Source organism: Caballeronia grimmiae, assembly GCF_000698555.1.
Lineage (GTDB): Bacteria > Pseudomonadota > Gammaproteobacteria > Burkholderiales > Burkholderiaceae > Caballeronia > Caballeronia grimmiae.
On record NZ_JFHE01000069.1, the window covers coordinates 1 to 13482 of the forward strand.

Genomic DNA, 13482 nt, shown 5'->3' on the forward strand with positions numbered 1-13482 from the left:
GAAGGACACTTCTGTCTTTGCACAGCCTAAAGTGATGTTGCAACCATCTCGGCTTTGGCGACCGCGGCCATAGCAGCATCTTCTGATGGGCCAGCCGCTACCGCCGATTTCACGGTTGTCCCGACGAGCAAAGCACAGCAAAGGGAAATTGCAAATGTTCGCATATAGGCGCCCAAGAGGTCATGAACAGAAGGATGGACGATACCGCACACCACTGACTGCAACTTGGACGAATCAAAGTTTTCTTTGTATGTTTCCAAGGAGTTCCTGCGCGTCGCATACGGGTCCGATTCTCGCAGTCTTCGTCCCTCTTGCTAGATCGTCAATACCTTTGATTTCCACAAGAAAAACGCAAATCCGTGACTGCCAATTCAGCCGTCGTACACCTAGAGTAGTGACAAACAAATTTGCAGTTCCACACATTTGGTTTGACGAGGAAAATTACAATGGATCGTCTGATTGGCCTGCTCAAGTTGGAGTTGGAGCGTTCTTTCAAGATCTTCTTTCGGGACTGCGGTATTGCGGTCTCAATAGTCACCAGCACGCGTCGCTGACATCTTGCAGATCTTTCGGAGCGTTATTATGTCCACGCCAGCCATTCGCATCAAAGGCGTCTTGTCTGTCATGCGGAGTGCGATTATCGACGTTCTTCGAACGCGAGAAACAGTAAGTCAGTGGATGGCAGAGGCCTATAGACGCGAGACTGCCAAACGAAGGTAGAGGTGGTGGGTGCGTCGCCAGTTTCTGCGCATCCACCGCTGGAGCGCCACTTCTTTGCGTTCATCCTTGACGGTCTCAACCCTCGCGATGAAGGTCATGGCATTTTCCGCAGTGTCGTTACAAACTGCTGGAGGGTGAAGATGTCCGTGCGAGCGTCGCGTGCTGCCCAAGATGGTCGCGGTAGGCTCGGGGACTCATGCCGAAGCGGTCTGAAAACTTCCGTGTGAAATAAGCCTGGTCGCTGAAGCCACACAGACCAGAGATCTGGTCGATTCGCATGTTCGAATGGCTCAACAGATCTAACGCTGCCTCCATCCGACGCTCAGTCACCAATTCGACGAACGTCGTTCCCGTGCGCCGTTTGATCAGATGTGCGAGATAATTGGGCGAAAGGTGCGCTGCCGACGCCGCCTCCGTGAGCGTGATTTTCTCGCTAAGATTCGTTCTGATGTACCGCGACAAACGCTGCATCGCATCGATGCGTCCTTGAAGTTGCCCGCTTCTACGGGCGAGTGACGTGAGTTCGTTGGCATACTTGTTGGACACACTACAGACAAGTTGCAATAGGTAGCCGCGAATGAGCCCAAGTGAGGCAAAGTTGCGGTGCTCGTGCTCGTGAAGCATATTGCTTAGTATGGTCTCGGCAACCGACAGCTCCGTTTCGTCCAAGTGAAAGTCCAGATACTCTTGAAAAATGAAAGGGGCGAGTTCCGGATGCTTGGACAGGTCGGCATCTTCCAAGTCCAGCGAATCTAACTCAAGGTCAGGGAAAAGGAACGCTTGCGAAAAGCTCACCATGAAGAAGCGAGCGCCTGGTGGATGCGGCACCAAATGGATGCGATAGGGAAGCACGAAACTCAGCGAACCACGCCGAAACGGACGGCGGGCACCGCCAATATGCTGGTCGTACTCACCGGCCAGGCCAATCTTTATTTGGAAGTACGCGTGCCGGTGAGGAAGGTGCAGCAGGTCGTTCCCTCCTTCTGACTTGATGTCGAAGTCGACGTGTTTAGAACGCTCAACGAGGCTGTACGTCTCCACTTGGGGCTTTATATCGAGCGCCACGTTCAAACCTCATTCAGATTAGCAATTGTTGACCGCGCGCCTCTTTCATTGCGTTTGCGGTGTTGTGCGGACGAAGGCTGGCAATTCGGCTGGTCCAACACATTTGCAGGAACACGAGTCAACGGAGTTCGCTCCCAAAGGCAGTCGATTTGGGGCTCGCACGCGTTGCCCGGGATCCGAAGGTTGGGGCGCGGGTTTGACGTCGAAATCTATGGCTGGCGGCGTGCCTGCCATGCGATGAGCCAACCTCCGATGATAACTCTGATTCAAAAGATCAAGGGGCTGTCAAGCCGGCGTCACTGAGGTACTCCAGAACGCCGGGGTGTATGTCGTCCTTTCGCGGGGCGGCGATCCACGTGTTGATTGATTTTGTCTCTCTTCCGGAGGCGACTCGACGTGCCATGGCGGATTCCCCTTCATGGACCGCTTTGGCAAGCCCGTAAGCCAGGCGGTTACTCATGTCCGCACGAGCCAGAATGACAGACCAGCTGCCAATCGACGTAATCAGTGTTGTCTGAAGTGCGTAGGTCTGCGGTGCAACGGTCAGCCGCTTAAGGAACGGATAACGCGTCAATATGGCTGCACTCTCCTGTTCGTCGGGAACGATGAAGCGAGCGCCTGATGCGCTTTGCGACAACGTTGAAAACGCCGGCCAAGCAATGCCACCACCCCAGAGTGCGGCCGCCCTGCCGTCGTTCAGCATCGCTAGCGCCAGATCATCGCGTTCAACGAGAATGGATTGGAAGTCCTTGTTCATATCCAAGCCAATGCCGCTCAATACGTAGCGCGCCAGCACGACCAGGCCGGAGCCTACCGCTCCGAACACGACCGGCTTGCCACGAAGGTCGGAAATGTGGTGAGCAGTGGAAGTGCCGGGTACGATGAACATGCCCGCAGATGAGTACATCGGCGCGATGATCTTTAGCGCGGCAGGCGCCCGGCCGACGCCGGACAGCGCCTCGAAGGTTGGCTCCCCTCCGGCCAGTCCGAGCGAGAGACGGCCCGACTCAAGCATCGGTATGTTTTCAGTGGTGCCTTTCGTGAACACAGGCTCGATTGCCACGGCATCGTCTCGCTCATTGACAGTTGCCGCGAGCGCATCGCCAAAAGGTGTGAAGCCTCCGCCAGGTGGGGAGGTGCCCAGTAACAACCGAGTCTTACTTGGTCCTGCGATCCGGCCCGTGCCAGTTGTGCATCCAGCAAGCAGCGCCGCTGATGCTCCAAGCCATAGTCTTCTTTTCATGAGAATGTACGCGATCGACGGTCGTTTAGGGGGTTGGATGTGTCATCGCGCGTCAGAAGCCGCTTGCTCGTAGCGCATCTGCCAATCGGGCCTCTTGCTCGCCTGTCAGCGCCTGAAGCGGAGTACGCATATGCCGCCAGGACGCGTTGGCGGCCCGACGCGCAACAAGCGCTTTGACGCCCGGGATCAGTGGAAACTGTTCCACGATCTTTCGGAAGCGCGTCACTGTCTCCTGTTTCGCATCAGCGGTGTCTTCACGCCAGGAGGCGTAGAGGTCGCAGATTGCGCGCGGATTGGCGTTACCACTGGCCGTAATACAGCCGGCCGCTCCCGCGCGTAGACACTCTAGAAGGAACGCTTCGGACCCAGGGAAAATGTGCATTGATGGGAAGGCTTCAAGCATTGCTAGCGTATTCGAAATATCCCCGGAGCTGTCCTTGAGCCCTGCAATAACGTTCGGAAACGCGTGAACTAGGCGTCGGACCAACTCGATGCTGAAGCCGACCTGTGAAAACTGGGGGATGTGATAGAGGTAGATCCGCAGTGCGTCGCGATTGACCTTCTCGATGAGCTCGCTGTAGAACGTGAACAGGGCATCGTCGCTCAACCCCTTATAGTAGAACGGGGGGAGCACCAATACCCCCGGACATCCTGCGTCAACCGCTGCTGTAGTCATGCGAACAGCGTCAGTAATTGAACAAGATCCGGTCCCAGGAAGGAGCCTTGCCGGTTCGACTCCCATGTCAATGAGCGTACGCATCGCCGACAGCCTTTCGTCGACGCTTAGCGAATTGGCTTCGCTCGTTGTTCCCAAAATCGCGAGGCCGTCTACGCCTTCGGAGAGTAGCCAATGAGCGTGCGCGGAGAACATGTCGTAGTCGACAGACCCCTCTTCGTCAAAAGGAGTAGCCACAGGTACCCAAACTCCCGAAATACAATCACTCATATGTAGTCCTATAGGAAAGAGACTTAATTCGTTACGCCGTACGTTCTAGTATTGGTCTTGCTAGTGACCCGCGAATACTCTCGGGAGAAACAGTGTCAACGACGGCAGAAATGCGACGAGAAGAATGCCTGCGACCAGTGCAACCAGATAGGGAAGCATCGCTCTGGCCGTTCCTTCGAGGCGACTCTCCGATACGGCGCAGGAGACATAAAATCCAATGCCGATCGGCGGCATAAAGATACCCACACCCATCGCCAGTATGATGATCATGCTGTAGTGGACGGCGTTAATGCCGTATTGCGCTGCGATTGGGATAAGCAGGGGCGCCAGGATAATCAGTGCTGGTAGACCCTCAAGGAGTGAGCCTACGACAACGAGCAGTACAATGGATGCGATGATAAAGAATATGCGGCTGTTGCTCATCCCGTGCAGAAGCATGCCGAGCTGCGTCGGCACGCCCGCAGCGGTGAGCGTCCACCCAAACGAGAACGCGGCCGCGATGATGAAAAGAACCATTCCACCCATCAAGCAACATTCTGTCGCAATATTTACCAGTGATCGAACGGACAGGGTGCGATAGGAAACGACAGACAAACCAATGCCATAAACTACGGCAATCGCGGATATCTCTGTCGGGGTTGCCAAACCAAATCTGATTCCAACCACCATAAGAACAGGCATCACGAGTGGCAGGATCGCGCTGCGAAATGATGTCCAACGCTCCGCTAACGAGGTCCGCGCGCTTGTCTTCTGCTTCGCGCGCAGAGAGAGTACGTAATTGAGTGCGATTAGGATCGAGGCGATTGCTGCGGCCGGAACCAGCCCCGCTACAAAGAGAGTGCCTACCGAGATAGGCGCTACAGAGCCGAGCACCAGCATGGCGATGCTGGGCGGAATTGTCTCTGACATGGCGGCAGACGAAGCGAGGACTGCCGCCGCGCGTTCGGACGAGTAACCTTGGTTCTTGAGCTCTCGGCGAAGTACCGAACCCACGGCAACGACGTCCGCGATCTTGGATCCAGATATGCCGGACACCATATAGATGCTCAACACGACAACCTGAAGTAAGCCGCCGCGCAGGTGACCCACCAGGCTCATGGCAAATCGCACAAGTCGCAGACTGATCCCACCTTTCTCCATGACCAGCCCGGCCCAGATGAAAAACGGCAGGGTAAGCAGGACGAAGTTGCCCGTGCCATCGAACGTGTTTTGAGCGACCGCAACGAGGGGCGCACTTCCACTGAAGAACAGGTACAACACCGAACCTAGCAACATTGCGAATGCGACCGGTACGCCGATCAAAACCGCGCCCAGGAAGACACCCAGCATAATTGCTAGCGCCGACCCTCCGCTGAAGACGGGGGAACTTGAGCGCAGGGCATAGAGAGCAACGACGCTGCCGGCAATGACAGCCACCACGCCGACGCACTCGCGCCACGGATACATTGTGACGAGGCGCTCAAGCGCGAAGATGACAGAAAGCACCATGCCGACCATTAACGGCGCAACGAGCCATGCAGAATTGAGCTGGAGGATAGGCGTCTCAGACAGGGACGAGATAGCAAGGAAGTCGACACACGCCCATGCCACGATCGCCGAAGTCAACAGGATAAGGGCGTCTATTCCAATAGCAATTCGCTTCCGAGACTGCTCACTCAATTTAGCGGTCAGGGCCTCCACTGTGGTGTGTAGGCGCGCGCGATATGCCAGCGGTCCGCCGACGAAGCTGATTAATGAGAGGAACATTTTGGCGGCCTCGTCGGACCAGAGGATCGACTCCTTGAGAAACAACCGGGAACCGATCTCGCTCACTATGATAAGCAGTTCGGTAACCAAGCTGACGACTAAGATGGCTCGAAAGCTTTTATCGATGCCGTTTACGAAAGGGCTTAGGAAGGAGGTGCCCGCGCTTGATGCACCCACTGCATCGTGGCCCGCGTCGGACACGACGGTACGATGGGGTGGCATCAGATCGCTTTGCTCATGCATGACCCGCCTCCTTCATTACTGCATCGAACAGAGCCGCGCCGACGACAGGTCTAAATTGCTGATAGACCGAACTCGTCGCGCTTAAGTATTGATTACGGTCGATCTGAACTACCTCCAGGCCTTTCTTCTGCATCGCCTGCTGCGCCTCGGTACTCTTCACAGCAACCGTGTTGCGCCAGTCTGCCGTCATTTCTCGACTCGCCGCCCGAATGGCACCTTGAACATTGGCTGGGAGCGTATCAAACCGTGACTTACTAGCCATCAGCACGCCAGCGTTGTAGACGTGGTTGGTCTGATTGATGATTTTGACTACTTCGTCCTGTTTGGTCGCGGCGACGGAGATCATCGGTGTTTCAACTGCATCGACAACGCCTTGCGAGAGGGCGAGGTAGACCTCCGTCAAATCGATCGCCGTTGGACTGGCCCCGAGTGCACGAAACGTCGAAGCGAAGATTGCCCCGGGCTGCACCCGCACCTTCATTCCATGCATGTCACCGGGCCGTGGAACCTTGCGATCAACCGTTGAAACGACCCGCCAGCCCCAGTGCCCAAACCCTAGGCCGTAGATACCTTTCTGCGGCATAAGGTCCAGAAGCTTGGAACCGGCGGTCCCGTCCAACACCTTTTCGGCTGTTCGCGCGTCTGGGAACAAGAACGGTAGGTCGACAACCTGGAATTGCGGGAAGGTGGTATCGATAAAGCCGGATGTATGGGCGCACAGATCAATGATGCCGGTCTGTAATCCGGTCATTATGTTTGCGCCACTTCCTAGCTGTCCAATGCTGAACACCTGGACGTCGACGGCGCCGTTGGTTTTGGCGCGGACGTTGTCAGCGAAGCGACGTAGAACCCCGTACACGGGATGGTTCGTGGTATCGGCGAAGGCGAGCTTAAGGGTATAGTTCGGTGTCGCAGCCCACGCGCGAGATGCAAATGTGCCCAGCGCCAGCGGCGCGGCAAGAGCCGATATAGCGGTTGCGACGAAGCTTCGACGGGAAATCTCACTCATAACGTCTCCTGTGCTAACTGATCGTTAGCTTGTTTTATTGACTAATTGGGTTTTGCATCGCGGTTTTGATAATTCTATGGCGACGTCGGTAGCAACGCAGGCAGAAAAACTGCATCACGCATTAGTTAAACTAATAGCCTGGCCCGCGAGAGCAGTCACCAACCGTAGAGGTGCTCAGCGTTGGCCGAGAATATCGCTCGACGTAGAACATCGTTGCTTGCCCATTCGAGCGCATGATTAATCAAGTCCCCGTCGTCTGGCATCCGCGCTTCGGACACCATCACGTGCGGCCAATCCGAACCCCAGACTAAACGGTCAGGGCATTGCGCAATCAGCCACTGCGCGGTGACTCGCGCCCTTAGGTAGTCGGGGCCGTCGTCGAATCGGTAGGGTGCAGTAAGCTTCGTCCACGCGCGACCGCTGCGCATGAGCGCTACCATTGCGGCCATGCCTTCTGACCGGTGCGACGCGCCGCGGTTCATGTAACCCATATGCCCGAAGACGATTTGAACACCCAAGTCTCGCAACGACTCATACAGGTTAGGATGTTCGTCGACGTGCATTAGCAATTCGAGATGCCATCCTAGCGGTCCCACACGATCTGCAAGCCGCTGCAACTGCTCAACGGGAAGTTTGCCGCTCGCATCCTTCACATCGACCAGATTCACACGCACGCCTACAACTCGCTGCGCCGAGAGTTCGCCTATCTGGCTCGCAGTGACGTCTTCGCCAAGGACGACTATCCCACGGGCCGCATTGCCTACCTGTCCTAACGCGTCGAGTAGCACCCGGTTGTCAGTCCCATAAACACTTGGTTGGACCAAAACGCAACGCTCGATGCCTAACACCTGTTTGACTTGTTCGTAGTCGCTGAGCAGGCAATCTGGCGGCGTATATATCCGCTCGGCTGCATAGGGATACTGGTTCGCGGGCCCGAGTATGTGCAGATGACTATCGCAAGCTAGCGGTGGAAGTGCTATCCGGGGAGCGCTCACTGTCTTCAAAGGGGCCGCGCACAATGGGGCGCCCGGGATGCCTGTTTTCGATAATGGGGGGGACGAAGTCATGAGGATTGTCGGGTTGGTTCACTGCACCGAGAGGACGTGCTCGTAAGCCACGCGAGCAAGGTATGCAGCAAAACGTTGTCTTCGGCCGCCTTGGTCCAGACTGCGTGGTAGGACATTCGGGTTGCCACGGAATGAGGAAGGATACGAACGAGTGCACCGCTGGCTAGCTCGCGGTTTAGTACAAACTCAGGAAGCAACGCGACGCCGATGTCGGCGCGCGCTGCTTGAGCAATCATGAAAAAATGCTCGAAGCGGGGGCCGTCTGCTGCGGCTAAACTTCGCGGGCCGTGCTGATTAGCCCATTCTTGCCACATGTTCGGACGGGTCGTGTGTTGTATCAGCGTTGCGGACGCGAGGTGTTCTATCTTCGTAATCGGGTGCGCAGCGAGGTACCGAGGCGAACACGCGAGCAGCATGCGTTCGTCGAAGAGCCGCAGCGACTGCATGCCGGACCAGGCGCCGTCTCCATATGTGAACGCGATATCGGCCGCGACGTTGTCGAGCTTGGGGAAATGACTGTCCCTCACGAAATCTGCTGGTAGGCTATGCACCTCCAACTCAATGTTCAGGTGCGTCGCACGGAACGCGGCAATCTTGGGAATCAGCCAATATGACGCGAAAGTCGGTAGTGCAGCCAGCTTAAGGATCCGACGTTCTCTTCGATCCTGAACCTCCGCCCACGCATCCGATACTAGTGTGAGCGCCAATTGGACCGCCGGCAGTAAGCGCTTCCCCTCCGCCGTGAGACGCAATCGCGCATGCTCTCGGAGCAGCAGCGCCCGGCCGAGCCGTAGCTCGAGCGCGCGTACTTGCTGGCTGACCGCTCCTTGACTCAGGTTCAATTCCACTGCGGCGCTCGTAAAGCTTCCGAGCCGGGCGACAGCCTCAAAGTGGATCAACGCTCCAAGATTCTCACGTTTCAAGTTTTTACCTCACTACCCGCGGCGCTTTCCTCGCGACGCCACAGATTGCTCACGGGCACAGTGTATTGAGCGCTGCGCGTTGAGGCACAGTGCCGGACTTGTCTTTTTCTTGGATTTTTCAACGATGAGCGATCGTAGGCAGCGTTGACGTCACAAAATGGCATCTCGGTTCTATTGGAGACTTGAGAGATGCCTCGATATGCTGTTGTGCCCCCGGAAATTACTTCGATCAGTATCGCGGGTCGGGACGATCGCTTTCCAGTTCGTCGCGTGTTCTGCGTGGGCCGGAATTACGCGGAGCATGCTAGGGAAATGGGTGGCGACCCGGACAAAGAGCCGCCGTTCTTTTTTCAAAAGCCTGCGGACGCCGTGATTGAAGCTACAGGCGTTGTGCCGTACCCGCCGCTCACGTCGGACTTTCAGTTCGAGATCGAGATGGTGATTGCGATAGGTGAAGAAGGCTTCGACGTAACGAGAGAGCAGGCATTAACACATGTATGGGGTTATGCGGTCGGGGTTGATCTGACGCGTCGAGACCTTCAGGCGGAAGCCAAGGCACAACGCCGCCCGTGGGACTGGGCGAAAGCGTTCGACGCGTCCGCCCCGATTACGCAGCTTCGCCCAGTGAGTCAAATCGGTCACCCGTCGACCGGTCGGATCTGGCTCGCCGTCAATGGCGAGGCTAAGCAAGAGAGCAATCTGAGCGCAATGGTCTGGCCGGTTCCCGACGTCGTGAGGTACGTCTCGCAATCGATAGTTCTGAAACCGGGCGACATCATTTTCTCGGGCACGCCCGCTGGTGTCGGTCCGTTGCGTCCCGGCGATGTTGTATCAGGTGGTGTCGAAGGGTTAGCCGAGTTCGAGTTTCGCGTGGGGCCGAAGCTGGCTAGCGCAGTGGCGACGGGTCCAGGTGAATGAAAACGATTATTTGCGGTATGTCGCTGGCCGCCTGCGCCAGCATGTCGATAGGGGCGCAAGCAGGCACCTTCTCCGTCTGGTTACCGAGCCTCCAAGACGGGCAGCTCAGCGACGCGCAATTCTCTTCAACGGGTTCGTGCACGGGCCGTAATCTATCTCCTGCGGTCCGCTGGACTGATCCACCGGCCGGTACACAAAGCTTGACATTGACGATCAACGACATCGATGCCAGAACCGGATTCGGTTGGTGGCATTGGGCGGTCGCTAACATCTCCCCCAACGTAAATACGCTTCAAGAAGGCGCGGGGGTGGGGTCGTCAAGCTTACCGCGGGGAGCAGAGATGGTGCGCAATGATGCAGGCGCCCCCCGGTTCGGCGGAGTTTGTCCCCCGGAGGGGACTCGCCACAGATACCGCATTACCGTCACCGCCCTCAGCGTGCCCTATCTTGAACTTCCGGAAGCTGCCACGCCTGCCATGATGGCTCTACTGTCGAGCGGTTTCGTGCTTGGTAGGGCGGAGACAATTGCAACGGCAACCCGATGAAGTGTCGACGATCCGCAATCTTCAGTGCTGCTTCGGGGCGCGTAGACCCAACCCCCACCGCCTCGCGCGGTAATGGCGAGCAACGTTTTCATATCTGCCGAAAGAGGCCTCGCGTCAGGCTTCCCAGTTTTCATTAGTAAGATGCGACAAAGAGTCTGGGCATTCGCCTGCTTGCAAAGTCGCTTTTACTCGGCTAGGCCCGCCCTCCGACCACCCTTCGCCGCAGCGTCGCGCGCTCAACCTCAAGACGCCGCGGCCATCGCAACGCACTCCAACGAAACCCAAAGGGCGGCCTTTCCGGCCACGCCAAGTGAAGGACCGCAATGGGGTCGACAGCTTGGGCCAGACAACCATCTTCTAAGCAGTCAGTCCAACCTAGATTTGCGAGCGAGAGGCCTCAAGGCAATGGGATGGACGCCCCCACCCGAAACGACATCTGCGTGCCAAAGCGGACGTGCGTATCAACCACTTCAGGGACGGGAGCGCCCATCATGCTAGCGCCTTAGGTCTTTCAAGACTACTCCGAGCGTGGCTGAGAAATCGCATAAATAGCGACGCGGTAACGACGATTCGGTTTCAAGCGCTGGGTGTCGCGGACCGTGCGAGCCATTGGCTCCGAGTAAGCCGGTATAGAACTTGGCGGCGCAGTACATTACCTTCGGGAATCAGCGGATGGTCGAAATCGCCATTTTTGTCGCGTAGCATTCCTAGCTTCGCCATGACCCGCATGGATTTTTCATTGGCTGTACCCGCGTTGGCCACAATCTCGGGCAATCGAAGCGACTCGAAGCCGAAGCGGATTGCGGCTGCGGCGGCTTCGGGTGCGTAGCCGAGGCCCCAGAAGCGCCGTGCGATACGCCAGCCAACTTCCACCGCCGGCGTGAAATGGGCCTCATAATTAACGGGAAGTAGGCCGACCGCGCCGACGAACGCCCCATCTTGCTTGGCCTCGACCGCCCAGAAGCACATGCGGTGCTTTTACTGGCTTTCGATTTGGCGGTCGATCCACGTGTGATACGCATCACGGGCGGTGAGCGGCGGCAGATGCTCCATGACGCCTTTGTCAGCCGACATGTCCGCAAATGGCTGCCGGTCTTCCTCCTTCCATGGTCGCAAGATCAGGCGATCTGACTCAATTGGCATGTGGCAGTTCCAGGAATCGTTCATTGCGACAATCCTACCTTGAAGCTGCGTCCCTCGCGTTCGCAAGCATGTCCAACCGCTCGACGATCGCAATTCAATCGCCCCATGCGCTGCTAACATGACCGTCAGCTTACGGTCGTAAAGAAGAACAACTTTGATAGGTCTGGCCGCAGTCGTTGGCGACATCAATCGAACATCGAAAGGACAGAGCTAGGCATTCGTAGCCGGATGGCCTTTTGCTTAATGATCCGATAAAGCGACGGTCGTCGCACTTCCAAGGGCCTCTGACATGAAGTCGAGGAACACCCGCACGCGCGGCGGCAAATGCCGGCGGCTCGCGAAGACGGCGTAAAGTTCGATCGGGTCGCAGTGGTAGTCCGCCAGACATTCGACAAGCGTGCCCGTTTCGAGGTCGTCCTGGATGTCCCACAGGGCCTTGAGCGCGAGACCGCGCCCGTCACGCGCCCAGTCGTGCAGCACTTCGCCGCTCGCGGTCGAGAGTCTTCCGCTCACGAGCACATCGCGCGGTTCTCCATCTTGGAGGAGACGCCAGCGGTCGAACACACGCTGTCCGCGCACGAGCCGAATGCAATCGTGCGCGGCAAGATCCGCGGGCCTGCGCGGTGTGCCGTGTCGCGCGAGATAGTCCGGCGACGCGACGACGACTCGCCTGCTCGACAACAGTTTCTTCGCGATGACGCCCGTATCCGCCGGCAAGCCGATACGCAGCGCGACATCCAGATTGTCATCGATCACGTCGAGCCCCACATCCGACAGCACGAGCCGCACTTCGACTTCCGGATACCGCTCGGAAAACGCGGTGACGATGGGCGCAATCTGCTTGCGTCCGATCTCCGACGGAGCGCCTACGCGCAACAGTCCGCGCGGCATGTGCGACTGCGCGCTCGCCTCGGCCTGCGCTTCCTCCACGGCCACGAGAATGGCTCGCACCCGCTCATGGAACTGAGCGCCTTCCGCCGTCAACTCGAAGCGGCGCGAGGTGCGCGTGACGAGGCGCACGCCCAGCCGCCGCTCCAGGGCCGCGAGCCGCCGGCTCATTGCCGCGGGGGAGGAATCGGTCGCGCGCGCCGCTGCCGACAGGCTACCCGCGTCGACCATCTGCGCGAAAGCGCGCATGTCGTTGATCTGATCCGTCATCGTTTGCCGTCTTACTTTCCACTTGACGCAAAGATTCTATGCCGCCGTGGCTCTTTTTGGCATTGCTGCGATCGCGAATAATCGCCCCATCTTAACCAGTCACGGACCGATAGTCGTCATGAAAGCGCTCAGATTTGACCGCCACGGCAAGCCGGATGTCCTCTTCGTCGCGAATCAGCCGGCGCTCGGTGCGACACCGGGGATCGCCATAGTGGAGATGCGCGCGGCATCCATCAATCCGAGTGACGTAAAGAACGTCGCCGGACGGATGAGTCAGACGACGTTGCCGCGCACGCCGGGCCGCGATTATTCGGGCGTCGTCATCGACGGTCCAGAGCAATGGATCGGGAGGGAGGTATGGGGCTCGGGCGGCGACACCGGCTCGTTCTCGCTCGCCGAGGCAGTCGCCGCCTACCGCGCCGTCGAAGCAGGCACGCCGGGCCGTGTCGTGCTGACGCCATGAAAGACGCGCGCCTCGCGCCTGCGTCGCTTCTCTTCGCCATCTTCCTCGGCGGGCTAGCCGCGCTGCCGCCGATCTCAATCGACATGGCGCTTCCCGCGCTCGGCGAAATCGGCGATACGTTGCACGCGACGCGCAGCGCCGCCGGCTTCACGCTAAGTTTGTTCATGGCCGGCTTCGTCATCGGTCCCCTCGTCTACGGACCCTTGTCCGATGCGTACGGTCGCAAACCGCTCCTGTTGTTGGGCCTCGTGATCTTCACGGCCGGAGGCGTGCTTGCGGCATGCGCGCCGTCC

Annotated in this window: 15 protein-coding genes; 4 read left to right on the forward strand and 11 right to left on the reverse strand. The window is 58.0% G+C overall.

What is annotated here, in order from left to right:
• Positions 1-26 precede the first annotated feature (26 nt).
• The 8 genes from BG57_RS33205 to BG57_RS29625 all read right to left on the reverse strand — a co-directional run bounded on the left by BG57_RS33205 (position 27) and on the right by BG57_RS29625 (position 8962).
• Positions 27-260 carry a hypothetical protein gene (locus BG57_RS33205; protein WP_160174771.1) on the reverse strand — a complete coding sequence of 78 codons (234 nt, stop codon included), beginning with the start codon at positions 258-260 and terminating at the stop codon, positions 27-29.
• A gap of 577 nt (positions 261-837) precedes the next feature.
• Positions 838-1785, reverse strand: coding sequence for a helix-turn-helix transcriptional regulator (locus BG57_RS29595; RefSeq protein ID WP_229754132.1), 948 nt, complete (start codon positions 1783-1785; stop codon positions 838-840).
• A gap of 274 nt (positions 1786-2059) precedes the next feature.
• Positions 2060-3028, reverse strand: a complete 969-nt coding sequence (locus BG57_RS29600) for a TAXI family TRAP transporter solute-binding subunit (RefSeq protein WP_035970650.1) — start codon at positions 3026-3028, stop codon at positions 2060-2062.
• 52 nt (positions 3029-3080) lie between these two features.
• Entirely contained in the window at positions 3081-3974 is an 894-nt protein-coding gene (locus BG57_RS29605; RefSeq protein ID WP_035970651.1) for a dihydrodipicolinate synthase family protein, read from the reverse strand.
• 60 nt (positions 3975-4034) lie between these two features.
• Positions 4035-5963, reverse strand: a complete 1929-nt coding sequence (locus tag BG57_RS29610) for a TRAP transporter large permease (RefSeq protein ID WP_052006082.1) — start codon at positions 5961-5963, stop codon at positions 4035-4037.
• A complete protein-coding gene (locus BG57_RS29615; protein ID WP_035970653.1) occupies positions 5956-6972 on the reverse strand; it encodes a TRAP transporter substrate-binding protein in 1017 nt (338 codons plus the stop codon). Before BG57_RS29615 ends, BG57_RS29610 begins: the two co-directional genes overlap by 8 nt.
• 155 nt (positions 6973-7127) lie before the next feature.
• Positions 7128-8039, reverse strand: a complete 912-nt coding sequence (locus BG57_RS29620) for an amidohydrolase family protein (protein ID WP_081851034.1) — start codon at positions 8037-8039, stop codon at positions 7128-7130.
• Positions 8036-8962: a LysR family transcriptional regulator gene (locus BG57_RS29625; RefSeq protein WP_052006084.1), complete on the reverse strand. Its 927-nt coding sequence runs from the start codon at positions 8960-8962 to the stop codon at positions 8036-8038. Before BG57_RS29625 ends, BG57_RS29620 begins: the two co-directional genes overlap by 4 nt.
• A 189-nt stretch (positions 8963-9151) precedes the next feature.
• On the opposite strand from BG57_RS29625, the gene BG57_RS29630 reads away from it, so the two are divergent.
• Entirely contained in the window at positions 9152-9880 is a 729-nt protein-coding gene (locus BG57_RS29630) for a fumarylacetoacetate hydrolase family protein (RefSeq protein WP_035970654.1), read from the forward strand.
• A 41-nt stretch (positions 9881-9921) separates the two neighbouring features.
• Entirely contained in the window at positions 9922-10425 is a 504-nt protein-coding gene (locus tag BG57_RS32115; protein WP_229754133.1) for a YbhB/YbcL family Raf kinase inhibitor-like protein, read from the forward strand.
• 576 nt (positions 10426-11001) lie between these two features.
• Here BG57_RS32115 and BG57_RS29635 read toward each other — a convergent pair.
• The 3 genes from BG57_RS29635 to BG57_RS29640 all read right to left on the reverse strand — a co-directional run bounded on the left by BG57_RS29635 (position 11002) and on the right by BG57_RS29640 (position 12726).
• Entirely contained in the window at positions 11002-11394 is a 393-nt protein-coding gene (locus BG57_RS29635; protein ID WP_229754131.1) for a GNAT family N-acetyltransferase, read from the reverse strand.
• Between the two features lie 9 nt (positions 11395-11403).
• Positions 11404-11592, reverse strand: coding sequence for a GNAT family N-acetyltransferase (locus BG57_RS34020; RefSeq protein WP_229754130.1), 189 nt, complete (start codon positions 11590-11592; stop codon positions 11404-11406).
• A 216-nt stretch (positions 11593-11808) separates the two neighbouring features.
• Positions 11809-12726, reverse strand: a complete 918-nt coding sequence (locus tag BG57_RS29640; protein WP_035970656.1) for a LysR family transcriptional regulator — start codon at positions 12724-12726, stop codon at positions 11809-11811.
• 118 nt (positions 12727-12844) lie between these two features.
• Here BG57_RS29640 and BG57_RS29645 point away from each other — a divergent pair, with 118 nt between their 5' ends.
• Together BG57_RS29645 and BG57_RS29650 are read left to right on the forward strand one after the other, a co-directional pair.
• Positions 12845-13189, forward strand: a complete 345-nt coding sequence (locus BG57_RS29645) for an alcohol dehydrogenase catalytic domain-containing protein (RefSeq protein WP_052006085.1) — start codon at positions 12845-12847, stop codon at positions 13187-13189.
• The coding region (locus BG57_RS29650; RefSeq protein WP_035970657.1) for an MFS transporter at positions 13186-13482 on the forward strand (297 nt) is incomplete at its 3' end. The genes BG57_RS29645 and BG57_RS29650, both read left to right, overlap by 4 nt.

Excerpts from the sequence above, each read along its gene's own strand:
- BG57_RS29645 (WP_052006085.1), top strand. The coding sequence starts at position 12,845 with ATGAAAGCGCTCAGATTTGACCGCCACGGCAAGCCGGATGTCCTCTTC.
- BG57_RS29635 (WP_229754131.1), bottom strand. The coding sequence starts at position 11,394 with ATGTGCTTCTGGGCGGTCGAGGCCAAGCAAGATGGGGCGTTCGTCGGC.
- BG57_RS29620 (WP_081851034.1), bottom strand. The coding sequence starts at position 8,039 with ATGACTTCGTCCCCCCCATTATCGAAAACAGGCATCCCGGGCGCCCCA.
- BG57_RS29615 (WP_035970653.1), bottom strand. The coding sequence starts at position 6,972 with ATGAGTGAGATTTCCCGTCGAAGCTTCGTCGCAACCGCTATATCGGCT.
- BG57_RS29640 (WP_035970656.1), bottom strand. The coding sequence starts at position 12,726 with ATGACGGATCAGATCAACGACATGCGCGCTTTCGCGCAGATGGTCGAC.
- BG57_RS32115 (WP_229754133.1), top strand. The coding sequence starts at position 9,922 with ATGTCGATAGGGGCGCAAGCAGGCACCTTCTCCGTCTGGTTACCGAGC.
- BG57_RS29600 (WP_035970650.1), bottom strand. The coding sequence starts at position 3,028 with ATGAAAAGAAGACTATGGCTTGGAGCATCAGCGGCGCTGCTTGCTGGA.
- BG57_RS29610 (WP_052006082.1), bottom strand. The coding sequence starts at position 5,963 with ATGCATGAGCAAAGCGATCTGATGCCACCCCATCGTACCGTCGTGTCC.
- BG57_RS34020 (WP_229754130.1), bottom strand. The coding sequence starts at position 11,592 with ATGAACGATTCCTGGAACTGCCACATGCCAATTGAGTCAGATCGCCTG.
- BG57_RS29605 (WP_035970651.1), bottom strand. The coding sequence starts at position 3,974 with ATGAGTGATTGTATTTCGGGAGTTTGGGTACCTGTGGCTACTCCTTTT.
- BG57_RS29630 (WP_035970654.1), top strand. The coding sequence starts at position 9,152 with ATGCCTCGATATGCTGTTGTGCCCCCGGAAATTACTTCGATCAGTATC.